Raw genomic sequence first — 25,148 nt, forward strand, 5'->3', positions numbered from 1 at the left:
GATGACGGATCCCGCGCAGCTCAACACGGACGTGCCGCACTCGGCACGGGTCTGGAACTACCTGCTCGGCGGCAAGGACAACTTCGCGGCGGACCGGGAGGCGGCGGACTACGCCGTCCGGCTGATGCCCGAGCTGATCCTGTCGGCCCGGGCGAATCGGCAGTTCCTCGGCCGGGCCGTGCGTTTCCTGGCCGGCGAGGCCGGGATCCGCCAGTTCCTGGACGTCGGCACCGGGCTGCCCACGGCCGACAACACCCACGAGGTGGCCCAGGGCGTCGCCGCGGACGCCCGCGTCGTCTACGTCGACAACGACCCGCTGGTCCTGGCGCACGCCCGCGCGTTGCTGACCAGCAGCCCGGAGGGAGCCACCGACTACCTCGCGGCCGACGTCCGTGATCCCCAGGCCATCCTGCGGGCCGCCGCCACCACTCTGGACTTCGGCCGGCCCACCGCCGTGGTGCTGTCCGGCATCCTCAACTTCGTCATGGACGACGCCGAGGCCCGGTCGGTGGCCGCACAGTTCCTGGCTGCCGTGCCCGCCGGCAGCTACCTGGTGATCTCGCATCCGACCACCGAGGTCAACGGCGCAGCCGTCGAGGAGTCGATGCGGCAGTGGAACGCCAGCGGCGCGGCGCCGATCAGGACCCGCACCGTCGAGGAGATCCGCGGCTTCTTCGCCGGGCTGGAGCTGCTCGACCCCGGCGTCGTGACGTGCACGGCGTGGCGGCCGGACCTCGAGCACCCCGGCATCACCGAGGTCGTGTCGGAGTTCGTCGCGGTGGGCCGCAAGCCGTGAGCGCCGGTGGGAGGCCCGGCTGCCCCACGGGGGTAAGGCAGCCGGGCCGGCTCATCACAGCGACAGCCGCTGACCGGGGAAGATCAGGTTGGGGTTGCCGCCGAGCTGCGCGCGGTTGAGCTGGAACAGCGCCCGCCAGCCGCCCTTGACGTGCTGGGCCGACGCGATCCTGGCGAGCGTGTCGCCGGACTTCACCGTGTAGTGCTTGCCGGTGGCCTTGACCGAGGTGCGCTTGGTCGCCGCCGACTTCTTGTGCGTGCTGGTCCGCGAGGCCGTGGACTTCTTGGCGCCCGACGACGAGCCGCCGGTGTTCTTCGCCTTGTAGGACTTCGTCGAGCCGGCCTTCTTGCCGCACGTCGGCCAGGCGCCGATGCCCTGGCCGTCCAGCACCTTCTCGGCGATGCGGATCTGCTCCGCGCGGCTCGCCTTGTTGGCGGTGCCGGCGTACTTGCCACCGCCGTACGCCTTCCACGTGCTGCGGCTGAACTGCAGGCCGCCGTAGTAGCCGTTGCCGGTGTTGATGCTCCAGTTGCCACCGGACTCGCACTGCGCGATCGCGTCCCAGTTCACACTGGACTGCGCCGTGGCCGGGGAGGCCGGGCCCAACAGGGCGACGGTGCCCGCGGCGCCGGCCACGACCAGGCCGAGGGCGCGCAGGGACTGCTTGTGGATCTGTGCCATCGATTGAACCTCCACGCCTGCGAGGTCAGCTGTCGGGTTCGGGCTGAGGTTGCCCGGCCGCTGTGGTGCCGCGGCTTCACCCCGAGGCGCGCGATGAGCGCGCCGGAGAACCTGTGGGTCCCCCGCTCCATGCCTGAGTTCGTGTCCCGGCCGGTCGGCGGCAGGACTCGGCGTTACCGACCGCGGGGCCCGCGTCAGCGGACCGGCCGACGGTAACCACGTTGACCGCCCCAGGGCCAACCTCAGAAGGCCCAACGTGACGTTGTTCTCAGCTTTTGCCCACCTTTGATCTTGGCCAGAAACCGGTCAAAGGGGTCGGATTCACAGCGGCAGCCACTCGGTGGCCGTGGTGACGGCCCGCAGCACCTCGGGCAGCGGCTCGACGCCGAGACCGGGCCCGGCCGGCACGCTCAGGTGGCCGTCCCGCAGCACGAACGGCTCGGTCAGGTCGGTGCCGAAGTAACGGTCGGACGCCGACGTGTCGCCGGGCAGGGTGAAACCCGGCAGAGCGGCCAGGGCCACGTTCGCGGCCCGGCCCAGGCCGGTCTCGAGCATGCCACCGCACCACACCGGTACGCCGTGGGCCGCGCAGACGTCGTGGATCCGGCGGGCCTCCAGGTAACCACCGACCCGGCCCGGCTTCACGTTGACGATCGCGGCGGCCCCCAGGCTGATCGCCGCGGCGGCGGTGCGGGCCGAGGTGATCGACTCGTCCAGGCAGACCGGGGTGGTGATCAGCTGGGCCAGCCGGGCGTGCCCGAGGATGTCCTCCTCGTCCAGCGGCTGCTCGATCAGCACCAGGCCGAACGGATCGAGCCGGGCGAGGTGCCGGGCGTCCGCGACCGTGTACGCCGCGTTCGCGTCCACCTGCAACAGCACCTCGTCGCCGAAACGCTCCCGCACCGCCCGCACCGGCGCCACGTCCCAGCCGGGCTCGATCTTCAGCTTGATCCGCAGGTAACCGGCCGCCAGATAGCCCGCGACGGCGTCGAGCAGCTCCCCGATCGAGGACATGATGCCCACCGAGACGCCGCACGGGACCCGCTCGTGCACCGCGCCGAGCTCTCGGGCCAGCGACCGGTCCCCCGCACGCAGCTCGGCGTCGAGCACGGCGGTCTCCAGAGCGGCCTTGGCCATCCGGTGGCCCCTGAACGGCGCGAGGGCCGGGCCCACCGCGTACGCGTCCAGCCGGGGCGTGGCGGCCAGCGCCGGGACGAGGTGACGGCGCAGCACGTCGGCGGCGGCCTCGGTGTATTCGGAGGAGTAGCGGGGATCGGCCATCGCGACGCACTCGCCCCAGCCCTGCGCCTCGCCGGTGACCACGCGCACGAGCAGCACGTCGCGGGTGGTCTCGGTGCCGAACGAGGTGCGGAACGGCGTGACCAGCGGCATGCTCACCCGGCGCAGCTCGACGCCCTCGAGTCTCACCGCCCGTACTCCCCGGTGCCGCGGGTGAGGACGTACCAGCCGTCCCGGTCGAAACCGGCGAAGCGCAGCCGGTCGGCGAGCAGAGTGCTCAGGGTCTCCCGCATCGCGACCCGCCAGTCCTTGGCCGCGCCGGGAGCCCGGCGGCGCAGTGCCTCGACGTCCTCCGGGACGGCCACCACCAGCGTCTGCCCACGGAACGAGCCGGGCATCGGCCCGCCGGTGCCGGAGCGGCGCAGCGCCACGGTGGCGGTCGGCGGCCGTACGCAGCGCACCGGCTTGCCGGCACTGGCCGAGACGACGGCCGGGGCGGCCAGGTCCCAGCGCACGAGGAGCCGGTCGCTGTCGTCGTCGCCGTTGATCCGGTCGTGCATCGGGCCGTAGAAGTTCGGCAGGTACTCGGCCGGCATCGCCCCGAGCTTGGCCAGGTTGAAGTAGGCGTTGCGGGCCACCAGCGGGTCGAAGGTCCAGCTGATCGTGCTGATCCCGCGCTGCAGCGCCCAGACCCGCTGGTGCTGCTTGAGCGCGAAACCGACGCTGCGCCCGGCCGCGGCGGCGGACACCCCGGTGATGTGGCTGTGCAGCTCCCGCTCGCCCGGCGCGGCGAAGAACGCCACGGCGGCGCCGACCAGGGTGCCGCCGTCGAAGGCGCCGGCCACGTAGTTGCCCGACTTCGCCAGCGCCCGCAGCAGCTCGGTGCCCAGCTGCGGGGCGCTCGTGTCCTCCTGCCAGATCCCGGCCAGCGTCCGGTCCAGCGTGGTGAGCTCGGCCAGGCTGCTCACCGGGCGCACCAGCACACGCGCGGCCCGCGCGGCCGACCCGGCCGCCTCCAGCGCCGCCGCGATCACCCGGCTCACGGCCGCGGCTCCGCGGCGAGCAGGCGCGGCAGCCGGCGCGTCATCCGGGTCACGAGATCCATGGGTGCTCACCTTCGCCGGTGCCGGTCTGCTCAGCGTAGGCCCCGGCCGGGCCGGCCGGGGGGCGTCGGCGGTGGCCCGGGCGCCCGGCAGCTCTGCCCGCGTTGACCTGGCTTTCCGCCCGAAGGTCCAGAAAGGGGGGACAGCAAATGATCTCTTGTGGGCCGGCTCGCGTATCTTGACGTACCGGTCGGCCCCGTGGCCACCGGCATTCCCCACGGCAGGACGACGAGATGGCTGACGATTCCGAGCGCGACGACCCGGTGCTGGTCCGCCCGTACATCACCACCCAACCCCTCGAGCCCGACGAGCGGCCCGCGCCGACCTGGCCGGCGACCGCCGACCTGCCCGAGGACGGCACCCGGGAGCTGCCCGGCGTCGTTGCCCCCGTATCGGCCACCGTTCCCGACCCGGCGGCCAAGACCACTGCGCTGCGCCGTCAGAAGCTCCTGGTGCTGGCCGGGACGGGAGTGCTGGCGCTGCTCGGCGGGGCCGGCCTGTTCCTGCTGCAGCCGTCCGGCGACGAGAATCCGCCCGCGACGGCCCGGCCCGCTCCCTCGGCGCCGGGGGTGACCCGGCCGGCCGGGGCAGCGCCGGTGGCGAGCGCGGGCACCATCACCGCCTCCGCCGGCAGCAGCATCGTCAGCCGGCCGGCCACGACCACCCGGCCCACGGCCACGCCCGGCACCGAGGGAGCCGCCGTCGGGGGAGCCGCCGGACCCGGACCGGCCAGGACCACGACGCCCGCACCCGGCGCGCCGAGTCCGACGCTGTCACCGCCGCCCGGCACGGCCAGGACCGGGGCGATCACCGCGGCGGGCGGCCGGTGCCTGTTCCTCGGCGGGATCCTCGGGCTCGACGGCGCTCCCGTGCAGACCTCCGGCTGCGCCGACGTCAGCTACCAGCGGTGGACGCTGGCCACCGACGGCACACTCATGGTCGCCAACCGGTGCGCCGCGGTGAGCGGTGACGGCTCCGTACGGATCGGCGACTGCGACGACCGGCCCGCGGCCCAGTGGCGGGCCGGACCCGGCGGCTCCCTGGTCAACCCGCAGACCGGCCGGTGCCTGACCGACCCCGGCGCCCTCGCGACGCCGGTCACCGTCACCGACTGCACGGGCGCGGCGACCCAGACCTGGACCCTGCCCTGACTCCGGGTGCCGGGCAGCGGGCCTTCGGACCGGCAACCCGGTCATGCAGGACAGCCGCCCCGACCGGACCGGTCGGGGGCGCACCGGCTGATAGAACGGCGTCTGTCCCTCTTGGACAGCCGGCGGCGCCGGCAGCACCCCAGGAGTCGTGATGCCCGATCTGTCCCGCCGTTCCCTGCTGCTCACCGGGGGCGCCGCCGCGCTGAGGAGTTCGGCAGCCCGCTGATCGCTACGACCTCGACACCGGCCGGGTCACGCTGGTGAGATAGCCCGCGCACCGGGCTATCGTTCCCGGGTGCCCGCCGAGCCGTATGCCCCCGCCACGCCGGCGACCGACCGGCTGGCCTGGCTCGACGGACTCCGCGCCGGGGCGGTTCTGCTGGTCGTCTACGCCCACCTCAGCCGTGTGCTGTTCCGCGGCGCGCGGGAGGTCTCGGCCGAGTGGCTGCACGCCGGCACCGCCGGCGTCATGCTGTTCTTCCTGGTCAGCGGCTACATCATCCCAGCCTCGCTGGAACGGCACGGGAGCCTGCGCACGTTCTGGGTGAGCCGGCTCTGCCGGCTGCTGCCGCTGTACCTGGCGGTGTGCGCTCTCGTGGTCGCGCTGGGCGCCGCCGGGCTGATGCCGCTCGACCCCGTCCTGCGGGCCGATCCGCTGACCGCGGCCGTGGCCCATGTGACCATGCTGCCGCACCTGCTGGGCGTACCGCTGATCACTCCGGTGATCTGGACGCTCACCTTCGAGATGGCGTTCTACCTGCTGGTCGGGGCTCTCTTCGCGGTGCGGCGGCACCGCGCCGGGTCCGTGGTGGCAGCGGTGGTGCTGGCCGTGGCGGCCGTCGGCACCGCTCCGCTGGCGCCGAAGCTGCTGGTGGCCACGCCGGAGGCCGCGCGGGAGGTGACCCTGGTCGTCGCGCTCGTCCTGGTGCTGGGGCTGGGCGCGGTGGCGACCGGGCGGCGTGCCGCCGTGGTGAGCGGCGCGTTGCTGCTCGGCGGGGTGGCGGTGACGCTGCTGGTGGCCGGTCAGGACCCGGCACACGTCTGGGACGGCCTGCTGATCGTCTCGGTCATGCTGGTCGGCACGGCGCTCCACCGCGCCGACCACGGCCGGATCCGCTGGTGGCAGGCCGGGGTGGTGGCCGCGGTGGTGGCCGCCGCGCTGCTGGTGAACTGGATCGCCGCGCTGGAGTCCATGGGCGGGCTCACCCTGCGGTCCGCGACCCGCTTCTTCGTCACCCTGCTCGTCATCGCCGGCGCATTCGCTCTGGGCCGGCTCACCCGGCACCGGCGCACGCCACGCTGGCTGGCCCGCCTCGGGCTGATCAGCTACTCCGTCTACCTGGTGCACTATGTGCTGATCGAGCTGCTGCGGCCGGTGCTGGCCGGTCTCGGTGAGCGGCTGCCCGCGCCGGCCGAGGCGCCGGTCGTGGCCGCGTACCTGGGCCTGGTGATCGGGATCTCGTGGCTGACCCACCGGTTCGTGGAGGTGCCCGGCCAGCGGTTCGGGCGCCGGGCCGCCCGGTGGATGACCGCGCGGTGGGGCTCCGACGCCCGGCCGGTGGACGTCGCCGGGGTGCCTCAGCCGGCGAAGCGGGACCTGCGCGCCATCGCCCGGTAGGCCGCGAGGGCGGCGCTGTCGGTGTCGGGGCGGAAGTTGTGCGGGCTGCCGGCCTGGATGTCGGTGTCGAACCAGACCACGGCGCCGACGGCCGGGGTGTCCTCGACCCAGGAGGCCAGCTGCCGGATCCACGCGGCCTTGCTGCCCCGCCCGTGGTCCACCGCGGCGGTCTCGCTCAGGATGATGGGCTTGCGTTCGCCGTACGCCGCGACGACGGCACTGAACAGCGTGCGCGGCGACTCGGAGAAGAAGTCGTAGCCGGAGACCCCGACCCAGTCGACGTGGTCGTCGCCGGGGTAGTACTAGCCGGCCGGGTCGTCGCCGTTGTGGCTGCCGTCCCACTCGAACCAGTCGCCGTTCATCTCCCAGCCCCACCGCAGCAGGACGGGCCGCTTCATCCCGGCGAGCTTGCGGGCCACCCGGGCGATGACGCGGTCCGACGAGCCGTCGATGATCCGCCGGTACGGCGCCCCGTGCCACGACACCATCAGCGTGCTGGAAGCGGCCACGGCCGGCTCCGACGAGGGCACGTAGCCGCCCCACGGGTAGAACACGTGCGCGGCTGCTCAGGTTTCTGTGGGCAGTTTTAGGGTTACTCCGCCGAGGCAGAGGTAGATGGCTGCAGTGAGGGCGTCGAGGTTGCGGAAGCCGAAGCCACGCCGCTGAATGAGCCGGATCTTGGCGTTGATGCCTTCGAGACGGGAGTTGGACAGGCCGAGTTCGACGGCGGCGACGATGGCGTCGGCGTGTTTCTCTGTCCGGCGGACGAGGTTGCGGAAGGCAGGAATCCGGCTGCGTTTCGCGGCGGTGCCCCAGCGTTTGAGGTATGCGCGGGCCTCGGCGGGATCGGTCGTGCGGTAGAGATCGCGGAGTTGCTCTTTGAGTTCCCAGGTGCGCCAGAGCCGGTAGCGGTGACGCCGGAGCAGGCGCAGGATCTGCCGGTGCTCGTCGTCGAGGTTCTCCCGGCGGGCGCGTACGGCGAAGCGGGCGCGGCGCCAGTGGCGCCGTTCGGGCATGCCGGGACCGCAGGGCATGGTGGGTGCTTCGGCCCGGTAGACCGATTCGACGACCTCGTCGGTCCACTTGATCACGTGGAATTTCGTCTACGCCGATGCGGTAGAGCTGGTCGAGGCGTCGGTCGTCGATGTGGTCGGCCACGACCCGGGTGACGATCGCGTCGACCGCTTCCCACGAGCAGCGCAGCAGCCGGGCGATGCTTGCCTTGTCCATGCGCTGGGCCAGCCACGCGGCGACGTTCTCGAAGTCGGTGGTGTGCCGCGCGTTCGGCCTCGCCCACGGCACCTGCTCGGTGCGCACTCGCGAGCAGGAGCGGCAGTCGATGCGGTGGATGTCAGCTTCCAGCCAGGCCTGGCAGGCACCGAAGTCCAGATGCCGCCACCGGCGCCGCGACGTGTCGTAGCGGGCCATCGTCGGTGCCCCGCACGGGCAGATCAGACGTCGTCGGCGCCGACGCAACCCGATCACGAGTCCCCGGTCGGTAAAACGCCACCGCCTGCACTGTCGCCCCGGTAAGGCGAAGGATTCGATTGAATGCCGTGGTAAGTCGCACAAGTTGATCAACGAGTGCCCGGCAATGCCAGACGCCCGCCGTGGTCGGGCGGATCGATGCCCGTCCGCCGCGTGAGCCGCCGTACTCAACCGTGCCGATGTATCTCACGCTGGGTCTAGGGTGTCGCCGTGCGCAAGCAGTTGGTACGTGATGCCTATTCGTCCATGTCAGAGCAGTACATCGCCCTGTTTGACGGTGACTGGCATTCCCCCGAGAGCGACACTGCCCTTGTCCGGGATCACCTCGCCGGCCTGGACGGCACGGTGTTCGATCTCGGTTGCGGCCCCGGTCATTGGACCGCCTACCTGCATTCGCTCGGCGCCGACGTGACGGGCATCGACCTCGTCCGTGAGTTCATCGACCATGCCCGGACGAACTTCCCTGGGCCGGAGTTCCGGCTTGGCTCGATGACCGAAATAGACATTCCCGACCATTCGGTGGCCGGCATCCTCTCCTGGTATTCGACAATTCACCTGCCGCCACAGGAGCTGGACCGAGTGCTCACCGAGTTCCGCCGGATGCTGGTTCACTCCGGGAGGTTGGTGATCGGCTTCTTCGACAGCGACGACGAGGTGGCCGAGTTCGACCACAAGGTCCTCACCGCGTACCGCTGGCCAGTAGACGAATTCTCCGCCCGACTAGCAAAGGCCGGTTTCACCGAACTCCAGCGCCTGCAACAGCAGGTCCCGGACCGCAAATACGCGGCCATCGCCGCAAGCGCCAGCTGAGTCCGTGGCGGCACGTCTGGATCCGTAGACGACTCAGCGACGCGTCACGATCGCGTTGACAACCATGACTATCCGGATGGCACCTATCGCCGTCCGTCACGGGATCCTGTAGCCGCTCCAATGCCCACACAAACCTGAGTAGTCGCACACGTGCACGATGCGGTGCTCGCGGCCCAGCTGCCGGCGGCGCAGCGCGAGACTCTCCCGGAGCGACATGCCGCCCAGCGCCAGTTACGAGCCGAACATCGCCTTGCCGGTCTCGGCCGGCACCGGTCCGCCCCGCCGGGTCGCCGCCTCCCCGGTGGGCGACGGTGAGGGCTTCCGTGAGGGTGAAGGCGACGGCGAGGGGCTGACGGCAGGCGGGCCGACGCCGCGGTGGTGGGGATGGCCGGGATGGCGGGCAGAGCGGCCGGCGGGGCCGCGGACGGCGCGGTGGAACAGGCCGCCGGCAGGGCCAGCGCCGCCAGCGCCAGCAGCCGGCGACGGGGCAGCCCGCGGCCGCCGGGTGATTCGGCGGTCATGGCGGACTTCCTCTCACCGGTACGCGGACGCGGCGCTCACATCCGACCCCACGATGCCCGCGCCCGCCCGCCCCGACGTCCGCCGAACGCCCGTAAGACCCGGCCTGACCAGGTCTTTTACCGGCACGCAGCACGGTCAGGCAGGCCCGCCGGGTCAGCAAAGGGGCGAAACGGCCACCCGCCTAGCCGTCGGTACGGGCCTCGATCGCGCGCACCACCGCCGCCATGTCCTCCGCGCCATGCCCGAGCGTCAGCGCTTCCCCGAACAGCTGATGGCACGCGTCCAGCAACGGCGACGCGATCCCCGCCGCGCGCGCCGCCTCGGCGATCAACCGGTTGTTCATCAGCACGTCGCGGATCGACGCCTGCACGCTGAAGTCCCGGCTGACCAGCTTGTCCACCTTGACCCGGGAGACGGCACTGGCCATCGGGCCGGCGTCCAGCACGCCGCGCAGCCGCTCCAGGTCGAGCCCGTGGCGTTGGGCGAAGTGCGTCGCCTCGGCCAGGCCGGTGACCATGCTGATCAGGAACAGGTTCACCGACAGTTTCATCAGCAGCGCCTGCGGGACCGGGCCGCACTCGACCACCTCGCGGCACATCGGAGCCAGCAGCGGGCGTACCTCCTTGACGGCCGCGGGGTCGCCGGCCACCATCGCGACCAGCTCCCCGGCCACCGCCGGGGTCCGCGACCCGGACACGGGTGCCTCCACGTACCGCCCGCCGGCCGCCACCACGTCGTCGCGCAGGGCGGCCGAATACTCCGGCGCGGTGGTGCCCATGTGCACGATCGTGTGCCCGCGCACCAGCTCCGCAAAGGTCGGGCCGCCGCGGCTTAGGACCTCGTCGATCGCCTCGCCGCCGGCCAGCATGAGCAGCACGGTCCGGGCCCGGGCGAAGACCTCGGCCGGCCGGGCCGCGAGACTCACCCCGGGCACTTGCCGAGGGGTACGCGACCAGCCGACCACCGGCACCCCGGCCGCGGCGAGGTTGCGGGCCATCGGCTCGCCCATGATGCCCAGCCCCAGAAAACCGACGTTCCCGCTGTGATCCATGGCCGTACCGTAGAGCGCCGCGACCGCCCCCGGCTGCGGCCAATTCACGACTCCTGGCTCAGCTGCGGCCGTTGGCGTAGACGACGCGGAAGCCCAGGTGGTCCGACAGGGCCGTCCAGCGCGACGAACGCATCAGGCGTTCCGCGCTGTCGATCTTGCCGCCGTTGACCAGGGTGTTGAGGACCACCGTTTCGAAGGCCGCCGACTCCACCCAGTCGATCGACTTGGTGAAGCCGCAGAGCATGGCCGCCTTCGTCTCGTGCAGGAAGTCCTTGAGCACCCGGTCCGAGGCGCGCAGGACCAGGCAGCTGCCGAAGTAGAGGATGCGGCCCGCGCACCGGCCGGACATCCACGCCGCGATCTCGTCCAGCTCCACCGTCTGCTTGCTGGTCAGGCACAGCTGGGTCGGCTGGCCGTGCAGGGCGAAGAAGCCCACCTTGTAGTCGGCGTACTTGCGGGACAGCCAGGTGTCCAGGTAGTAGTGCAGCTCCTCGGCGGTGGCCGTGTCCCGGTGGATGTAGCGGATGCTGTTGAGGCGTTCGAGCAGCTCCAGCGTGGGCAGCACAGACCCGCGGTTGTTCAGGTCGTCCTCCCACTGACCCTCGACGCAGAACACTCCCCCGGCCTTCGCCACGACTCCCCCTGACAGCTCGGCACGAAAGCTCGACGCTAGCCCACCCGCGGTCGAATGACAGGACCGCCCGACCTATCGGGCGAATGCCTCACACCGGAGGGTCGGTTACCCGGAAGTGCCTTCTTAACGATCTCCGATTCCCGGCGCATGATGGATCGGTGACCGATGTGCAGAAGCAGCCCGCTCCCCCGCCCCCACCGCCTCCGGCGCAGCCCGCGAGCACCCCGCAGCCGTTGATCGTGCTGGGCGCCGAGGATGCCGCGACCTGCACCGACGGGATGTGTGGCTGAGATGGCCGGCGTCCTGGTGGAGATCTGGTCGGACATCGTCTGCCCGTGGTGCTACATCGGCAAGCGGCGGCTCGAGACCGCGCTGCGCACGTTCGAGCACGCCGGCGACGTCGAGCTGGTGTGGCGCAGCTTCCAGCTCGACCCGACGATCGGAAAGGGCACGACCGAGCCGGTCTACGACGCCCTGGCCAAGAAGTTCGGCGGGTCGAAGGACCAGGTCAAGGCCATGACGGCGCAGGTCGCCGCGCTCGCCGAGGCCGAGGGCCTGCACTACGACTTCGCCAGCGCGGTGAGCATCAACACATTCGACGCGCACCGGCTGATCCACCTCGCCAAGGCGCACGGCCTGGGCGCGGAGGCGCACGAGCGGCTGATGCGGGCCAACCTGATCGAGGGCGAGACGCTGGACACCGCGACGCTGGTCCGGCTGGGCGCCGAGATCGGCGTCCCGGCGGCGGAGGCGCAGCGGGTGCTGGCCGGCGACGACTACGCCGCCGACGTCGAGGACGACATCCGCCAGGCCCGCCGGTACGGGGCCTCCGGCGTGCCGTTCTTCGTGCTCAACCAGGCCTACGGCGTCTCCGGCGCCCAGTCCGCCGACGTGTTCCTGCAGGCGCTGCGCACCGCGTACGAGGCGGCGCCGGCCCGCTGAGTCAGCCCGTGGGCCGGCCCAGCACGAAGTCCGCCCGGCCCGAGCGCACGCCGTTGACCTGCAGTTCGACGGCGTGCGCGCCGGGGTGGTAGCGCCGCGTGGTGATCTCTCGGAACGAGTGCCGCCGATCCAGCGTCAGCCGCTCTCCCGGCCCGAGCGTCGCCGTGGTCAGCTTGAACGTCTTGCCGGTCTGCTTGCCGTTGGCCTTCAGGTGGTGCACGACGTAGTCGATGGCCAGCGTCGCCGCGGCGTCCCCGGTGTTCGTCACAGTCGCGGTGAAGGCGAGCTCACCGCCGAACGGCACCTCGTCGAGCGCGAGGAGCGGGCCGGCGACCTCGACGGTGGCCGGGGCGAAGCCGAGCAGGGCCAGCGCGCCCGGGTGGCCCCGCTTGACCAGCGTGCGCAGGCCGTGCCGGACCAGCCGGGGAGTGTGCGGGCCGGGCTCCGCGAGCCAGCCGGCCGCGGTGCGGACCACGAGGTCGCCGTGGTGGCGGCTCAGGTCGTTGAGGTGGTTGGCCACCGAGCGGCGCACGTACTCGCTGTCGTCGCGGTAGAGAGCGCCGATGATCTCCAGGGTGTGCCCGGGGCGGTCCAGCAGCGCGGGCACCCGCTTGGCCCAGGGCAGGAACGGCCGGGTGCCCTCGGAGGCGAGCCGGCGGACGTGCTCGTCGGGCGAGTCCGTCCAGGTGTCCACGATGGCGAGGGCCCGGTCCGGGTCGTGGTCCAGCAGCGTCCGGATGGCGAACTCGGCGGTCAGCCGGCCGGTGAGGGCGGCCAGCAGCGCCATCGCGTCGTCGAACGCCGTACCGCCGCCGTCGGCGACCGCGCGGGCCGCGACCGCGCCGGTGACCGGCCAGATCAGCCAACCCTCGAACGGCAGCGGGCCGGCCGCGGCGGCCCGGACCGTCGCCGCCAGCCCGGGATAGCCACCCGGGAGGTCGGCCAGTAGGGCATCGCGCAGCAGGTCGCTGCGTTCGCGCAGCGGGCGCCCGGCCAGGTCACCGGCCGCGGCCCGCAGCGACGGCAGCCCGTTGCCGGGCGCCGCGGCGGCGAGCGCGGCGATCAACGCCTGCGCGGTCTGGTCCCCGATGAGCTCGTCGGCGAACGGCACGTCGTCTCCCCTGGTCGGCTTCGTGACGCTGCCATCGTGCCAAGCGCCGCGCCGGGGTGGACCGGCGCGCCCCGGCCGCACCGGAAAGCCGGCACGGCCCGGCCGCCGGGCTCACAGCAGGCCGGAGCGCCGCCACAGGGCCAGGCCGGGCCCGCCGATCAGGTCCAGCTCCCGCAGGTACGCGACGATCCGCTCCCCCGCCCAGCGCATCGTCTCGCGGTGGTACGGGTTGGCCCGGGCCGCCCGCCGTCCCACCCCGGGCTCGATGCCGACCGACCGGTAGACCTGCGGGGAGATGATCCGGGTGCCGGTCAGGTACGCCGCCCGGGCGATCACCACCCGGTCGAACGCGAGCCGCCGGGTGCCCGCCGCGCGGACCTGGCGGGCCAGCTCCTCGCGGGCGTAGCGCACGTGCCGGGCCTCCTCGATGACGTGGATCCGCGACACCATCCGGACCAGCGGCTGCACGGTCTCGTCGGCGGCGGCCTCGCGTTGCAGGGCGTCCAGGATCTCCTCGGCGATGAGGATGGCCGCGTACATCCGGGGGCCGGTGGCGGTGGCGGCGATCCACTTGCCGAGGGCGTCGTCGAAGGCGCCGACCCGGTAGACCGGGCACTCCAGCTTGGCGATCATCCGGCCGAACATGACCGAGTGCCGGCACTCGTCGGCGACCTCGGTGAGGGCGTACTGGGAGTGGGCGGCGGTGGGGTCGGCGCGGTAGTACTCGCGGATCAGCAGTTGCATGAGGATGGTCTCGAACCAGACGCCGAGCCCGGCGATGCTGGCCACCTCGTGCCGGGTGAGGGTGATCCGCTGCTCCTGGCTGAGCCCCCGCCACAGGTCGGTGCCGTAGAGGCTGGAGCGGTGCTCCGGGGTGTAGAACCGGTCGCTCGCCAGCGGCGCGTCCCAGTCGATCTCCACTTCCGGGTCGTAGGAGTGCTCGGCCGACGAGCGCAGCAGCCGGTTCGCGGTCCGGTCGCGGTCGGAGACGACCATGGAGAACCTCCCAGGGGTTGACGTTACCGGAAGTAACAGCTACTTCTCGTACTATGAACTCTGCCGATGAGGGCGTCAACCGTTCCGACGGGCGCAGCCGCCGCTGGGCCGATCACCGCGAGCGCCGCCGCGCCGAGCTCGTCGAGGCGGTGATCGAGGCGATCCGCGAGCTCGGGCCCGAGCCCGGCATCGACGCCGTCGCCGCGCACGCCGGGGTCAGCAAACCCGTGCTCTACCGCTACTTCGAGGACAAGTCCGGACTGTGGCTGGCGGTGGGGCGGCAGGCCGCGACGGCAGTGGTCGAGGCCATCGCGCCGGCCGTGGCCGCGGTCCGGGAGGAACGCGACGTGGTCGCCGCGGCGATCGACGCGTACCTGACCTTCATCGAGGCGGACCCGCACGTGTACCGCTTCGTGGTGCACCAGCGTGGCATCGCCCGGGACACCGACGTGGTCGCGGACGCGATGGACACCGTGGCCAGCGGGCTGGCCCGGATCCTGGGCGACCGGCTACGGGCGCTGGGCCTGGACTCCGGGCCGGCGCTGCCGTGGGCGTACGGGATCGTGGGTTACGTCCAGACCGTCGCCGACTGGTGGCTGCGCCAGCAGCAGCCGATCAGCCGGACCGCGCTGGCGGAGTATCTGACGACATTCCTCTGGGGCGGCATCGCGGGTATCCGCACCGCCGCCGACACTCCGGGCGGGCTGGCGGTGACGGGGCGATGACCGAGGACGTTCCCGGCGAGGACGGGCGCGACGAGGACTACCGGGGCGAGGCGACGATCGAGACCGGCGAGCTCAGCGTCACCGTCGCGGTGCGGCTCTCGGCGCATTTCGAGCCGATCGAGGGCCGCTACCGCTGGGCGGGACGGGCCGCGCCCGACGACACCCTGACGGCGCGGCTGCGGGCCGGGCTGCGCGAGGCGACCGTACGGATCGGCGGCTCACCGGCCCGCGCCCGGCTCGGCGAGCCGGACCCCTGGGGCGGGGTACGCCTCACCGGGACGGGCCGGCCGCCGTGGCACGCAACTCCCGCGGGCTGACCCCGAACCAGCGCCGCGCCGCCCGGCTCAGCGCGGACTGCTCGGCCAGCCCGACCATCGCCGTGACCTGGCTCAGCGGCAGGTCGGTCTGGGTGATCAGCCGGACCGCGGTGACCCGGCGGACGTCGTCGAGGATGGCCTCGAAGGTGGTGCCCTCGGCCGCGAGGCGCCGCTGCAGGGTGCGCGGATGGGTCCGCAGCAGCCGCGCGATCGCGCCCACCTCGACCGGCGAGGTCCCGAGCGCCTGGCTCAGCAGCAGGCGCACCCGATCGGCGACGGACCGCCCCGGCGCCGGGAAGTGGCTGGTGATGTAGTCGACCGCGATGTCCCGCAGGACCTGGTTGCCGCCCGGCACCGCCATGGTGGCCAGCCCGCCGGGCACCCGCAGCACCGCGTCCGGGCGGTCGAAGCGCACATCGGCGCCGAAGAACGCGGTGTAGCTGCCGACCGGCGCGAGCGGCGCGTGCGGCAGGTGCACCGAGCGCAGCCCGTACGGGCCGCCGCGCAGCAGCACGATGATCCGGTGGAACAGGCCCAGCCCGAGGTCGACGACCTGCGGCGGCAGCAGCTCGGCGTCCGTACCGCGGTAGAGCAGTCCCACCACGCCGGGCCGGCCGGCCGGATCCGGGATCTGCGAGACGGTCAGCGCCGGGCTGTGCACGAACAGGAAGCGGTTGGCCGTCTCCAGGGCGGCGCCGAAGGTCGGGGAATTCTCGATGGCCAGGGCGAGCGGGCCGAGGACGGTGGCGTTCTGCTCCCCGGCCAGCCGCAGCCCCAGGTCCGGGCAGTCCAGCTCGGCCGCGGCGGTCTCCAGGATGCGCCCGGCGGCCGGCGCCGGGATCACCGCGTCGTCGGAGTCCAGCGCCGGCGCCGGCACCCGGAACCGAGCCAGCAGGGCGGTACCGTCGCCGCCCAGGCCGTCCACCAGCTGGGGCAGTCCGCGCAGCGACGCGGCGCGCACCATCGAGTCCATGCCGCACCCTAACCGCGGTGTCGCGCAGAGGTAAATGAGTGTCGCCTGAAGACAAGTCGGCGCCAGGCGCGGTGACCGAGACTGGCGCCATGGCCGAACACTTCGACGTGCTCATCATCGGCGCCGGCCTGTCCGGGATCGGCGCGGCGTGGCGGCTGCAACAGGAGCGGCCAGGCACCAGCTACGCGATCCTCGAGGCCCGCGACGCCGTCGGCGGGACCTGGGACCTGTTCCGCTACCCGGGCGTGCGCTCGGACTCCGACATGTTCACCCTCAGCTACCCGTTCCGTCCCTGGCAGGGTGACCGCTCGCTGGCCTCGGGCGAGAGCATCCGCGAGTACATCCAGGACACGGCGGACGAGGGTGGCATCACGCCGCACATCCGCTTCTCGGCCCGGGTCGTCGCCGCGGACTGGAGCGCCGGCCACTGGACCGTCCGGCTGGCCGATGGTGAGACCCTGACCTGCCGATTCCTGTACGCCTGCGCGGGCTACTACGACTACGCCCGGGGCCACCAGCCGGATTTCCCCGGGCTGGACGACTACACCGGCCGGTTCGTGCACCCGCAGTCCTGGCCCGAGGATCTCGACCACACCGGCCGGCGGGTCGTGGTCATCGGCAGCGGGGCGACCGCCGTGACGCTCGTGCCCGCGATGGCGGAGACGGCCGCGCACGTCACCATGCTGCAGCGCTCCCCGTCGTACCTGACCGTGCTGCCCGGCCGCGACGTGGTCGCCGACCTGTTGCGCCGGCGGCTGCCCGCCCGGGTCGCGCACAAGGTGGCCCGGGCCAAGAACGTTCTGCTTTCCCAGGCCTTCTACCAGCTCGCCCGGCGCCGCCCGGAACGCGTCAAGGCGATCCTGCGCGGCTTCGCGGTCCGGCACCTGGCCGACCCGGCGTACGTCGACGAGCACTTCACCCCCGCCTACCAGCCGTGGGACCAGCGGCTGTGCGTGATCCCGGACGGCGACCTGTTCACGGCGATCAGGAAGGGAACGGCGTCGGTGGTCACCGACCACATCGAGCGGTTCGTGCCGGAGGGCATCCGGCTGCGCTCGGGCCGCACGCTGGAGGCCGACGTCGTGGTGTCGGCGACCGGGCTGTCGCTGCTGCCGATCGGCGGCGTCACCCTCACCGTCGACGGCCGCGAGGTCGAGCCGGGCAAGAGCGTCGCCTACCGCGGCGTGATGCTCAGCGGGGTGCCGAACTTCGCCTACTGCATCGGCTACACCAACGCCTCGTGGACGCTGCGCGCCGACCTGTCGCACCGCTACGTCTGCCGGCTGCTGGCCTTCCTGGACAAGTCCGGATACGTCAGCGCCACGCCCAACGACGGGCCCGCCCACCGGCGGCCGCTGCTCGACCTGACGTCGGGCTACGTGCAGCGGGCGCTGGACCGCTTCCCGCAGCAGGGCGACCGGGACCCGTGGACGGTCCGGCAGAACTACCTGCTCGACGTGCTCACCACCCCGCGGGCCGACGTCCGCCGGGACATGACGTTCACCCGTTCGACCGCACCCGTGCTGGAGGAGATCCGATGACCGGGCTGACCCCGTACCGTTTCCCGGGCCGGACGGCCGTGCTGACCGGAGCCGCCAGCGGCATCGGTGAGCAACTGGCCCACGGCCTGGCCGCCCGCGGCAGCGACCTGGTGCTGGTGGACCGCGACGCGCTGCGGCTCGACGCCGTCGCCGAGCAGATCCGGGCCACGCATCCTGAGCGCGCCGTCGAGGCGCTGGTCGCCGACCTCGGTGACCGGGAGGCCGTGCTGAGCACCGCCGCCGGCATCCGGGAGCGGCACCCGGCGATCGGCCTGCTGGTCAACAACGCGGGGATGGCCCTGGGCGGGCGGTTCGACCAGCTCGGCGTGGCGCAATTCGAGCAGGTGATGGCGGTCAACTTCACCGCGCCCATGCTGCTCATCCACCACCTGCTGCCGGCCCTGACCGCTGCGCCGGGCAGCCACCTGGTCAACGTCTCCAGCCTGTACGGGCTCCTCGCCCCACCGGGACAGTCGGCCTACAGCGCGAGCAAGTTCGCGCTGCGCGGGCTCAGCGAGGTGCTGCGCGGGGAGCTGCTGGAGTCGGGCGTCGGTGTGACGACGGTGCATCCGGGAGGCATCCGTACCCGGATCGCGGAGACCGCGCTCATCGGCGCGGGCGTGCCGGCGGCCGACGTCGAGCCGCAGCAGCGGGTGTTCGCCGCGCTGCTGACGTATCCGCCGGACAAGGCGGCCCGGGAGATCCTCGACGCGGTCGAGCGGCGCCGCGCCCGGCTGCTGATCGCCGCGAGTGCGAAGATCCCCGATCTGCTGGCCCGGCTCATGCCGGTCGGCCACATGCGGCTGATCGGGCGGCTGACCGCCGCGGCCGGCCGGCGCGCCCGCACGGCGGTGCACCGGTGAGCGGCCCGGGCCCGGTCCGGGAGGTGACCGTCCGCGGAGCGCGGATCCGGGTGCGGGAGAGCGGCGACCCCGGCCACCCGCCGGTGCTGTTGCTGCACGGCATCGGCCGCAGCCTGGAGGACTGGGATCCGCAGCACGAGCGGCTGGCCGGCGACCACCGGCTGATCAGCGTCGACCTGCCCGGCTTCGGGCTGTCCGAGCCGCTGCCGGGCCGGGTGACCCTGGCCGCGCTGGCCGAGGGGGTGGCGGCCACCGTCGACGCGCTCGGCGAGGACCGGCCCCTGCACGTGATGGGCAATTCCCTGGGTGGCGCAGTGGCGATGCGGATGCTCGCCGTGGCCCCGTCCCGGATCGCCACGCTGACCCTGGTGAACAGCGCCGGCTTCGGCAAGGAAGTCACGCTGGCATTGCGCATTCTCGCCGTTCCGGGTCTCGGGAAAACGTTGTTGCGGCGCCTCGATGCTCGCTCGGCGTACCGGATCGAACGCAGCCTGTTCCACGACCGGGCGCACGTTACCCAGGAGCGGGTGGAATTCGCCCTGCGGGTCGCCGCCCGGCCGCACAACGCCCGGGTCTACCTGGAGACGGCCCGGGAGCTGGGCACCCTGCGCGGCATCCGCGCGCCCTGGCGGCAGACCCTGCTGGGCCAGGTGGCGGCCCAGGCCAAGCCGGCCCTGATCGTCTGGGGTGACCGTGACCTGATCCTGCCGGCGACCCACCTGGCCGCCGCCCGGGCGGCCTTTCCGCACGCCACGACGCATCTGTTCGCCGACACCGGGCACATGCCGCAGATCGAGCGGGCGGACGATTTCGCCGATCTGGCCCGGCTGTTCCTGGCCGCCCATTCCTCGCCTGTTTAGCGGACGGTCAGCGAACCGTTCCGGAGAGCAATTTGTATTGGCGCGTGCAACTTAAGCTACGTTTCCTACGTCTTGTTGCACAGCCGCTCTCCGGAAGGACCGCCCTTTGCGACCCCGCTCCGCCACGACGCTGCTGCTGGTGCTCCTGCTGCTGCCCGCGGTCGCCGCCGGGCTCGTGCTCGGCCCGGCGGCCCCGGCCCGGGCAGGCGGGTCACCACCGGCGATCGCCAACGGTGAGGACGCCGTGCCGGGGCGGTACGGCTTCGCGGTGAAGCTCACCATGACCGGGATCCCCGTGGCGGGCGGCGGGCGCCGCGACAGCTCCTGCACCGGCGCGCTGGTCGCGCCACGCTGGGTGATCACGGCCGGGCACTGCTTCAAGAACACCAGGGGGACCCACGTCTCCCGTGTCGTGGCCCGGCTCACCACGGCCACCGCCGGCCGGACCGACCTGTCCGGCACCGGCGGGCACAAGGTCAAGGTGATCGCGGTCAAGCAGTCGCCGGTCACCGACGTCGCGCTGGCCCGTCTGGCCGAGCCGATCACCGACATCGCCCCGGTCACGCTGAACCGCAAGGCCCCGAAGATGGGCACGCTCGTGCGGCTCGCCGGCTACGGCCGTACGGTCGACGACGACCCGTCCAGCCTGGCCACCCACCTGCAGACCGGCCAGTTCAAGGTCGCCTCGCTGAGCCGCGGGTACGTCGGCATGCGCGGCCACGCCCCCCGGTCCACCACCAGCCCCTGCTCGCAGGACTCCGGCGGCCCCTACTTCACCCAGCGGGGCGACGAGGCGGTGCTGGTGTCGGTGGTCAGCCGCGGGCCGTCGTGCCCGCACGCGAAGGTGGACCTGAGCGGGCGTGTCGACACCATCGCCGGCTGGATCACCGGCATCATCGGCCGCCCGGCCCCACCCAAGGCGTCCGCCCCGAAGCCGGCCAAGGCTCCGGCGAAGAAGCCCGTGACCGCCACCCCGAGCGCTCCGGCGTCCGACGACAGCGCGCTGGCCGCCGCGGTCCGCGGCCCGGGTGCCGATCCCGTGGTCCGCACGGCCCTGGCCACCTTCGTGGTCGTCGGCTTCGGCGCGGTGCCGGCCCTGGTCCTGGGCAACCGCCGCCGCCGGCGTGACCACCAGCGCAGCGGGGTACGCCGGCACCGCCGCTGACCCGCCTCCGGTCGCCCGCAGCCGGGTGGGATGAAAGACTGTCCTGATGGACGCGGTCTCGTCCCGCTCCGCCGGGAACCCCTCGGAGCTTGCCGCCCTCGTGGGCGACGACACCGACGAGCTCTACGACAACGCGCCCTGCGGCAATCTCGCCACGCTGCCCGACGGCACGATCGTGCGGGTCAACTCCACGCTGCTGGGCTGGCTCGGGCACACCCGCGAGGAGCTGGTCGGGCGGCGGCGCTTCGTCGACCTGCTGACCGTCGGCGGACAGGTCTTCCACGAGACCCACCTGGCGCCGCTGCTGCGGATGCGCGGCGAGATCAACGGCATCGCCCTGGAGCTGCGGGCCGCCGACGGCACCCGGCTGCCCGTGCTGGTCACCGCCACGGTCAAGAACGGGGCCGACGGCACGCCGCTGGTGGTGCGCATCACGATCTTCGACGCCCGCGAGCGCCGCGCGTACGAGCAGGAACTGCTGCGGGCCCGCCGCGACGCCGAGGGTGACCGGGAACGCCTGCGCGGCCTGGTCTCCGGCCTGCAGCGCAGCCTGCTGCCGGTCAGCCTGCCCGCTCCGGCCGGCCTGCGCACGGCCGGCCACTACCGGATGGCCTCGCCCGACGAGGTCGGCGGCGACTTCTACGACCTGTTCCCGCTCAGCGAGGGCCGCTGGGGCTTCTTCCTGGGTGACGTCTGCGGCAAGGGGGTCGAGGCGGCGGCCGTGACCGCCGCGGCCCGCTACACGCTGCGCGCCGCCGCGGTCTACGACCCCACGCCGGAAGCGGTCCTGCGCAACCTCAATTCGGTGCTCTACCAGGAGTACCGCAGCCAGGCCCACCGGCATTGCACAGTCGTCTTCGGCGTGCTGACACCGGACGCGACCGGCTGGACGGCCACCATCGCCGGCGGCGGGCACCCGCCCCCGCTGCTGCTGCGGCCCGACGGCACCGCCGGCTACCAGCACACCACCGGCGGCACGCTGATCGGGATCATCGCCGATCCCCGGCTGGTCACCCGCACGTTGCGGCTGGATCCGGGCGACACGCTGGTGTTGTACAGCGACGGGCTGACCGACGCGCGGACCGGCGGTGAGCGCTACGGCAGCGACGCGCTGGAGGCGTTCGCGCGCACGCTGGCGCCCACGGACGCGCCGGGTGCCCTGGCGGCGTTCGCCGAGTTGCTCGGCACGTTCGAGGAGCTCGACGACGACGTCGCGCTGATGGCCCTGAGCGTCGACCGGCCCGGCCACGGGGATAGCTCCCGCGTTCCGGCGCCGGTCCCCCTACAGTGATTCAGATGTCCTCCTGGCCGACGAACCCCGCCCATCACCGCTGGCTGGACCAGCACACCCGGGAGCTGCTGGCGTTCGGGCGCCGGACCGCCGATCCGGCCGGTGGCGCCCGTTGGCTCGACGCCCGCGGCCGGCCGGATCCGCGGCAGCCGGTCTCCACTCTGCTCAGCTCGCGGATGACCCACGTGTACGCGGTCGGCACCCTGCTCGGCGTGCCCGGCGCCGCCCCGATCGCCGAGCTGGCCCTGCGCGGGCTCACCGGCCGGCTGTGCGACGAGCAGCACGGCGGCTGGTTCCCGGCGCTCGGCGACCGCACGGTCAAGGCGTGCTACGACCACGCGTTCGTGCTGCTCGCCGGCGCCTCCGCGACCAGCGCCGGGCTGACCGGCGGTCCCGCCCTGCTCGCCGCGGCCGAGGAGGTCTTCGTGCGGCGCTTCTGGGACGAGGACGCCGGGCGCTGCGTGGACACGTGGAACGCCGGCTTCACGGTCCTGGACGGCTACCGGGGTGTCAACGGCAACATGCACGCGGTCGAGGCGATGCTGACGGTGGCCGGGGTGACCGGCGACGACGCGTGGCTGGAGCGGGCGCTGCGGGTCTGCCGGTTCGTGGCCGACACCGCGCGGGCGCACGACTGGCGCATCCCCGAGCACTACGACGAGCACTGGCGGCCGTTGCCGGAGTTCCACCGGGACCAGCCGGACCACCCGTTCAAGCCGTACGGCGCCACGGTCGGTCACGGCCTGGAATGGTCGCGCCTGTTCCTGCACGCCGAGGCCGCGCGGCCGGCGGAGTCCTGGCTCGCGGAGGCCGCCCGGTCCCTGTTCGACCGGGCGGTGCGCGACGGCTGGGCGGTCGACGGGCGGCCCGGCTTCGTCTACACCACCGACTGGACCGGCGCCGCGGTGGTCCGCGACCGGATGCACTGGGTGACCACCGAGGCGATCAGCGCCGCCGCGGCCCTGCACCGGCGCTTCGGCGACGAGCAGTACGCGACCTGGTACCGCACCTGGTGGGACTACGCGGCGGCGTACCAGGTCGACCACGAGCATGGCTCCTGGTTCCACCAGCTCGACGCGGAGAACGTGCCGACCGAGACGGTGTGGCCGGGTAAGCCGGATCTGTACCACAGCCTGCAGGCGACGCTGACCGCCCGGCTGCCGCTGACGCCGATGCTGGCGCCGGCCGTCGCGCAGAAGCTGACCGGCCCGGTGTAGGAGGGCTCACCGAGGGCGGCGCAGGGCAACCGCCAGCCCGAGGTCGAGGATGATGACCGCGGCCAGGGCCGGTGCGATGGCGGCCGGCCCGAGCCGGTCGTGGGTCAGGCCGATCAGCGGTGAGATCAGGATCGGTCCGAAGCTGGCTCCGGCGATCACCAGTGCGGTCGACGGGCCGGCCGCGGGGGTGGCCTGGACGAACCACGACAGGGCGGTGGGGAACACCGGGGCCAGGAAGAGGCCGGTCAGAACGAAGCTGTAACCGGCGGCCGGTGGCCACCAGGCCAGGGCCATGCTCACCGCGGCTAGGAGCAGGGTCAGGGGCACCAGCCGGGCCGGCGGCAGCCGCAGACTGAGCGGGGCGGCGAGCAGGCGGCCGACGGTGAAGGCGACCCAGAACGCCGCGGTGGCCCCGGCGGCGGTGTCCGCGCCGGTACCGACGACTTCGATGAGGTACGTGGCGGCCCAGCTGGCCACGCCGGTCTCGGCGCCGACGTAGAGCAGGAAGAGCACCAGGAACGCGGCCACGATCAGGGGCCGGCCGACGACTGTCCCCCGGCCCCGGGCCGGGCCGGCCGGCGGCAGGCTCCGGGCGCCGGCCAGCAGCGGCATCGTCCCCAGGGCGATGACCAGGTACGTGAGCCCGATGACGAGCCTGTTGCCGTCGGTCGCCGCCACGAGCAGCGGACCGGCGACGGCGCCCACCCCGAAGGCGGCGCTGAGCAGGTTGAGGACCACGGCGCCGCGCTCGCCGTACGCGGACGCGAAGTAGACGTTGAGGTCGAGGTCGAGCCCGCCGAAGCCCAGCCCGAGCAGGAACGCCCCGCCCAGCAGAACCGGCCAGGAGGGTGCGGCCGCCAGCACGACGGCGCCGGCAGCGACGAAGGCCAGCGCGACGAGGAACCGGGTGCGGGAGGTACTGCGCCCCGCCGCGCCCGCCGCCAGCACGCCGAGGACGGATCCGGCGAAGTGGGCGCTGACCAGCAGGCCGGCCGCGGTGGCCGAGCCGCCGAAGCTCGCGCGCAGGACGGGTATGAGCGGCCCGTACACCGCGACGAGCAGCCCGATCAGGAAGAATGCCGCACCGCCTCCGATGGCGACCCGGAGCGACGGCGGGCCGGCGAGCGACGGCGCTCGGGAGGGTGCGAAAGTCTCGGCCACGGGCATAGTATGCAGAGAACCGCAGATTCCAGCAAGAAACCTCAGAATTTCCGGAAGGAAACCGCAGATGTTCGCAGCCGAGCGCCAGGACCGGATCCTGGCCGAGCTGGTCGCCCACGGCCGGGTCACGGTGACCGCGCTGGCCGCCGCCCAGGGCGTCTCCGAGGACACCGTCCGGCGCGACCTCAAAGTCCTGGCCGACCGCGGCTACCTGCAGAAGACGCACGGGGGCGCGGTCGCCCTGGATCCGGCCCGGATGGCCTGGACCGCCCGCTCGGACCTGCACACCCAGGCCAAGGCGGCGATCGGCGCGGTCGCGGCACCGCTGGTCTCCCCCGGGCAGACGATCTTCCTGGACGCCGGCTCGACCGTGCGGGAGCTGGCCCGGCAGCTCACGACCCGCCCGCTGACCGTGATCACCAATTCCCTGGACATCGCCGCCGTGTTCGCCGACGACCGGCAGGTCCAGCTCACCGTCACCGGGGGCGACTGGCAGCCGGAGGGTCGCCTGCTGACCGGCTCGGCCACGCTGGCGGCCCTGGGCGCCCGCCGCGGCGACTGGGCGTTCCTGGGCGCCTGCGCGATCGACCCGCAGGTCGGCGTGACCGCGGAATCCGACCCCGACGCCCAGGTCAAGCGGGCCATGTCCGGCGCCGCCCGGCACACGGTGGTGCTGGCCGACCGCACGAAGTTCGGCTCGATCAGTCCGTACCTGGTCGCGCCGGTCACCGACCTGTACGCCGTGGTCACCGACGACGCCGCGGCCGCCGAGGCGCTACGCGCAGCCGGACTGCCCCGGGCCCTGCACGCGCCCGGCGCTCGCCCCGCCGGCGCGCCTCCGGAGTGAGCGCGGCCCGGCCGTCCACAGCGGACGGCCGGGCCGGACGTGCGTC

At 73.0% G+C, this 25,148-nt stretch carries 27 protein-coding genes, 1 pseudogene and 1 riboswitch; of the genes and pseudogenes, 15 read left to right on the forward strand and 13 right to left on the reverse strand.

What is annotated here, in order from left to right; all coding sequences use genetic code 11:
- The first annotated feature begins 1 nt into the window (after position 1).
- Positions 2-796, forward strand: a complete 795-nt coding sequence (locus Aau02nite_RS14840) for an SAM-dependent methyltransferase (RefSeq protein WP_212988993.1) — start codon at positions 2-4, stop codon at positions 794-796.
- Between the two features lie 54 nt (positions 797-850).
- Here the strand turns inward: Aau02nite_RS14840 and Aau02nite_RS14845 are convergent, their stop codons facing one another.
- From Aau02nite_RS14845 to Aau02nite_RS14855, 3 genes are all read right to left on the reverse strand, one after another.
- Positions 851-1,477: a LysM peptidoglycan-binding domain-containing protein gene (locus Aau02nite_RS14845; protein WP_212988994.1), complete on the reverse strand. Its 627-nt coding sequence runs from the start codon at positions 1,475-1,477 to the stop codon at positions 851-853.
- Positions 1,477-1,657: riboswitch (cyclic di-AMP (ydaO/yuaA leader) on the reverse strand. It overlaps the preceding gene by 1 nt.
- Before the next feature lie 141 nt (positions 1,658-1,798).
- Positions 1,799-2,905, reverse strand: a complete 1,107-nt coding sequence (gene menC, locus Aau02nite_RS14850) for an o-succinylbenzoate synthase (protein WP_212988995.1) — start codon at positions 2,903-2,905, stop codon at positions 1,799-1,801.
- Positions 2,902-3,759: a GNAT family N-acetyltransferase gene (locus Aau02nite_RS14855; RefSeq protein WP_246595153.1), complete on the reverse strand. Its 858-nt coding sequence runs from the start codon at positions 3,757-3,759 to the stop codon at positions 2,902-2,904. Before Aau02nite_RS14855 ends, menC begins: the two co-directional genes overlap by 4 nt.
- A gap of 293 nt (positions 3,760-4,052) precedes the next feature.
- Between Aau02nite_RS14855 and Aau02nite_RS14860 the strand changes: the two genes are divergently transcribed.
- Both Aau02nite_RS14860 and Aau02nite_RS14865 read left to right on the forward strand, forming a co-directional pair.
- A complete protein-coding gene (locus tag Aau02nite_RS14860; protein ID WP_212988996.1) occupies positions 4,053-4,970 on the forward strand; it encodes a ricin-type beta-trefoil lectin domain protein in 918 nt (305 codons plus the stop codon).
- Between the two features lie 295 nt (positions 4,971-5,265).
- On the forward strand, positions 5,266-6,588 hold the full coding sequence (locus tag Aau02nite_RS14865; RefSeq protein WP_212988997.1) for an acyltransferase family protein: 1,323 nt from the start codon (positions 5,266-5,268) through the stop codon (positions 6,586-6,588).
- On the opposite strand, the gene Aau02nite_RS14870 is transcribed toward Aau02nite_RS14865, so the two are convergent.
- From Aau02nite_RS14870 to Aau02nite_RS47855, 4 genes and pseudogenes are all read right to left on the reverse strand, one after another.
- Positions 6,549-6,749: a hypothetical protein gene (locus Aau02nite_RS14870; RefSeq protein WP_212988998.1), complete on the reverse strand. Its 201-nt coding sequence runs from the start codon at positions 6,747-6,749 to the stop codon at positions 6,549-6,551. The genes Aau02nite_RS14865 and Aau02nite_RS14870 overlap by 40 nt on opposite strands.
- 141 nt (positions 6,750-6,890) lie before the next feature.
- A complete protein-coding gene (locus Aau02nite_RS14875; protein ID WP_212988999.1) occupies positions 6,891-7,142 on the reverse strand; it encodes a hypothetical protein in 252 nt (83 codons plus the stop codon).
- A gap of 12 nt (positions 7,143-7,154) precedes the next feature.
- Positions 7,155-7,679 (reverse strand): transposase, encoded by a 525-nt coding sequence (locus Aau02nite_RS14880; protein ID WP_212989000.1) that lies wholly within the window; start codon positions 7,677-7,679, stop codon positions 7,155-7,157.
- A 124-nt stretch (positions 7,680-7,803) separates the two neighbouring features.
- Positions 7,804-8,016: pseudogene (locus Aau02nite_RS47855) on the reverse strand (helix-turn-helix domain-containing protein); the annotation flags it as partial.
- A 270-nt stretch (positions 8,017-8,286) separates the two neighbouring features.
- On the opposite strand from Aau02nite_RS47855, the gene Aau02nite_RS14890 reads away from it, so the two are divergent.
- Positions 8,287-8,886 carry a class I SAM-dependent methyltransferase gene (locus Aau02nite_RS14890; protein ID WP_246595155.1) on the forward strand — a complete coding sequence of 200 codons (600 nt, stop codon included), beginning with the start codon at positions 8,287-8,289 and terminating at the stop codon, positions 8,884-8,886.
- 703 nt (positions 8,887-9,589) lie between these two features.
- On the opposite strand, the gene Aau02nite_RS14895 is transcribed toward Aau02nite_RS14890, so the two are convergent.
- Together Aau02nite_RS14895 and Aau02nite_RS14900 are read right to left on the reverse strand one after the other, a co-directional pair.
- The gene (locus Aau02nite_RS14895; RefSeq protein WP_212989001.1) at positions 9,590-10,459 is read right to left on the reverse strand and encodes an NAD(P)-dependent oxidoreductase; all 870 of its coding nucleotides are present in this window, start codon (positions 10,457-10,459) and stop codon (positions 9,590-9,592) included.
- A gap of 58 nt (positions 10,460-10,517) precedes the next feature.
- Positions 10,518-11,093 carry a DUF6642 family protein gene (locus Aau02nite_RS14900; RefSeq protein ID WP_212989002.1) on the reverse strand — a complete coding sequence of 192 codons (576 nt, stop codon included), beginning with the start codon at positions 11,091-11,093 and terminating at the stop codon, positions 10,518-10,520.
- Positions 11,094-11,251: 158 nt separating this feature from the next.
- On the opposite strand from Aau02nite_RS14900, the gene Aau02nite_RS47370 reads away from it, so the two are divergent.
- Both Aau02nite_RS47370 and Aau02nite_RS14905 read left to right on the forward strand, forming a co-directional pair.
- Entirely contained in the window at positions 11,252-11,383 is a 132-nt protein-coding gene (locus Aau02nite_RS47370) for a hypothetical protein (protein WP_281420989.1), read from the forward strand.
- A 1-nt stretch (position 11,384) separates the two neighbouring features.
- Positions 11,385-12,035, forward strand: coding sequence for a DsbA family oxidoreductase (locus tag Aau02nite_RS14905; protein ID WP_212989075.1), 651 nt, complete (start codon positions 11,385-11,387; stop codon positions 12,033-12,035).
- Between the two features lies 1 nt (position 12,036).
- On the opposite strand, the gene Aau02nite_RS14910 is transcribed toward Aau02nite_RS14905, so the two are convergent.
- Complete coding sequence (locus tag Aau02nite_RS14910) at positions 12,037-13,146, reverse strand: DNA alkylation repair protein (RefSeq protein WP_212989003.1); 1,110 nt, start codon at positions 13,144-13,146, stop codon at positions 12,037-12,039.
- Positions 13,147-13,257: 111 nt separating this feature from the next.
- Positions 13,258-14,142, reverse strand: a complete 885-nt coding sequence (locus Aau02nite_RS14915) for an AurF N-oxygenase family protein (protein ID WP_212989004.1) — start codon at positions 14,140-14,142, stop codon at positions 13,258-13,260.
- A gap of 53 nt (positions 14,143-14,195) precedes the next feature.
- On the opposite strand from Aau02nite_RS14915, the gene Aau02nite_RS14920 reads away from it, so the two are divergent.
- Positions 14,196-14,867 carry a TetR family transcriptional regulator gene (locus Aau02nite_RS14920; protein WP_212989005.1) on the forward strand — a complete coding sequence of 224 codons (672 nt, stop codon included), beginning with the start codon at positions 14,196-14,198 and terminating at the stop codon, positions 14,865-14,867.
- Positions 14,864-15,184 carry a DUF4873 domain-containing protein gene (locus Aau02nite_RS14925; protein WP_212989006.1) on the forward strand — a complete coding sequence of 107 codons (321 nt, stop codon included), beginning with the start codon at positions 14,864-14,866 and terminating at the stop codon, positions 15,182-15,184. The genes Aau02nite_RS14920 and Aau02nite_RS14925 overlap by 4 nt, the downstream gene beginning before the upstream one ends.
- Here Aau02nite_RS14925 and Aau02nite_RS14930 read toward each other — a convergent pair.
- Complete coding sequence (locus Aau02nite_RS14930; RefSeq protein ID WP_246595156.1) at positions 15,138-16,157, reverse strand: AraC family transcriptional regulator; 1,020 nt, start codon at positions 16,155-16,157, stop codon at positions 15,138-15,140. The two genes, Aau02nite_RS14925 and Aau02nite_RS14930, sit on opposite strands and share 47 nt — an antisense overlap.
- An 89-nt stretch (positions 16,158-16,246) precedes the next feature.
- Here Aau02nite_RS14930 and Aau02nite_RS14935 point away from each other — a divergent pair, with 89 nt between their 5' ends.
- The 6 genes from Aau02nite_RS14935 to Aau02nite_RS14960 all read left to right on the forward strand — a co-directional run bounded on the left by Aau02nite_RS14935 (position 16,247) and on the right by Aau02nite_RS14960 (position 23,094).
- Positions 16,247-17,698, forward strand: coding sequence for a flavin-containing monooxygenase (locus Aau02nite_RS14935; RefSeq protein ID WP_212989007.1), 1,452 nt, complete (start codon positions 16,247-16,249; stop codon positions 17,696-17,698).
- On the forward strand, positions 17,695-18,561 hold the full coding sequence (locus Aau02nite_RS14940) for an SDR family NAD(P)-dependent oxidoreductase (protein ID WP_212989008.1): 867 nt from the start codon (positions 17,695-17,697) through the stop codon (positions 18,559-18,561). The genes Aau02nite_RS14935 and Aau02nite_RS14940 overlap by 4 nt, the downstream gene beginning before the upstream one ends.
- Complete coding sequence (locus tag Aau02nite_RS14945) at positions 18,558-19,421, forward strand: alpha/beta fold hydrolase (protein ID WP_212989009.1); 864 nt, start codon at positions 18,558-18,560, stop codon at positions 19,419-19,421. Before Aau02nite_RS14940 ends, Aau02nite_RS14945 begins: the two co-directional genes overlap by 4 nt.
- Positions 19,422-19,527: 106 nt before the next feature.
- On the forward strand, positions 19,528-20,586 hold the full coding sequence (locus Aau02nite_RS14950; protein WP_246595157.1) for a S1 family peptidase: 1,059 nt from the start codon (positions 19,528-19,530) through the stop codon (positions 20,584-20,586).
- A 46-nt stretch (positions 20,587-20,632) separates the two neighbouring features.
- Positions 20,633-21,877, forward strand: a complete 1,245-nt coding sequence (locus Aau02nite_RS14955; RefSeq protein WP_212989010.1) for a PP2C family protein-serine/threonine phosphatase — start codon at positions 20,633-20,635, stop codon at positions 21,875-21,877.
- A 5-nt stretch (positions 21,878-21,882) separates the two neighbouring features.
- The gene (locus Aau02nite_RS14960; RefSeq protein ID WP_212989011.1) at positions 21,883-23,094 is read left to right on the forward strand and encodes an AGE family epimerase/isomerase; all 1,212 of its coding nucleotides are present in this window, start codon (positions 21,883-21,885) and stop codon (positions 23,092-23,094) included.
- Positions 23,095-23,100: 6 nt separating this feature from the next.
- On the opposite strand, the gene Aau02nite_RS14965 is transcribed toward Aau02nite_RS14960, so the two are convergent.
- Complete coding sequence (locus Aau02nite_RS14965; protein WP_212989012.1) at positions 23,101-24,255, reverse strand: MFS transporter; 1,155 nt, start codon at positions 24,253-24,255, stop codon at positions 23,101-23,103.
- 67 nt (positions 24,256-24,322) lie between these two features.
- Here Aau02nite_RS14965 and Aau02nite_RS14970 point away from each other — a divergent pair, with 67 nt between their 5' ends.
- The gene (locus Aau02nite_RS14970; RefSeq protein WP_212989013.1) at positions 24,323-25,102 is read left to right on the forward strand and encodes a DeoR/GlpR family DNA-binding transcription regulator; all 780 of its coding nucleotides are present in this window, start codon (positions 24,323-24,325) and stop codon (positions 25,100-25,102) included.
- Positions 25,103-25,148 lie beyond the last annotated feature (46 nt).

Origin of the sequence: Actinoplanes auranticolor, from assembly GCF_018332655.1 — a bacterium.
In the GTDB taxonomy this organism is placed as follows: Bacteria; Actinomycetota; Actinomycetes; order Mycobacteriales; family Micromonosporaceae; genus Actinoplanes; species Actinoplanes auranticolor.

Excerpts from the sequence above, each read along its gene's own strand:
- Aau02nite_RS14840 (WP_212988993.1), top strand. The coding sequence starts at position 2 with ATGACGGATCCCGCGCAGCTCAACACGGACGTGCCGCACTCGGCACGG.
- Aau02nite_RS14845 (WP_212988994.1), bottom strand. The coding sequence starts at position 1,477 with ATGGCACAGATCCACAAGCAGTCCCTGCGCGCCCTCGGCCTGGTCGTG.
- Aau02nite_RS14860 (WP_212988996.1), top strand. The coding sequence starts at position 4,053 with ATGGCTGACGATTCCGAGCGCGACGACCCGGTGCTGGTCCGCCCGTAC.
- Aau02nite_RS14895 (WP_212989001.1), bottom strand. The coding sequence starts at position 10,459 with ATGGATCACAGCGGGAACGTCGGTTTTCTGGGGCTGGGCATCATGGGC.
- Aau02nite_RS14905 (WP_212989075.1), top strand. The coding sequence starts at position 11,385 with ATGGCCGGCGTCCTGGTGGAGATCTGGTCGGACATCGTCTGCCCGTGG.
- Aau02nite_RS14915 (WP_212989004.1), bottom strand. The coding sequence starts at position 14,142 with ATGGTCGTCTCCGACCGCGACCGGACCGCGAACCGGCTGCTGCGCTCG.
- Aau02nite_RS14920 (WP_212989005.1), top strand. The coding sequence starts at position 14,196 with ATGAACTCTGCCGATGAGGGCGTCAACCGTTCCGACGGGCGCAGCCGC.
- Aau02nite_RS14925 (WP_212989006.1), top strand. The coding sequence starts at position 14,864 with ATGACCGAGGACGTTCCCGGCGAGGACGGGCGCGACGAGGACTACCGG.
- Aau02nite_RS14930 (WP_246595156.1), bottom strand. The coding sequence starts at position 16,157 with ATGGACTCGATGGTGCGCGCCGCGTCGCTGCGCGGACTGCCCCAGCTG.
- Aau02nite_RS14935 (WP_212989007.1), top strand. The coding sequence starts at position 16,247 with ATGGCCGAACACTTCGACGTGCTCATCATCGGCGCCGGCCTGTCCGGG.
- Aau02nite_RS14940 (WP_212989008.1), top strand. The coding sequence starts at position 17,695 with ATGACCGGGCTGACCCCGTACCGTTTCCCGGGCCGGACGGCCGTGCTG.
- Aau02nite_RS14955 (WP_212989010.1), top strand. The coding sequence starts at position 20,633 with ATGGACGCGGTCTCGTCCCGCTCCGCCGGGAACCCCTCGGAGCTTGCC.
- Aau02nite_RS14960 (WP_212989011.1), top strand. The coding sequence starts at position 21,883 with ATGTCCTCCTGGCCGACGAACCCCGCCCATCACCGCTGGCTGGACCAG.
- Aau02nite_RS14970 (WP_212989013.1), top strand. The coding sequence starts at position 24,323 with ATGTTCGCAGCCGAGCGCCAGGACCGGATCCTGGCCGAGCTGGTCGCC.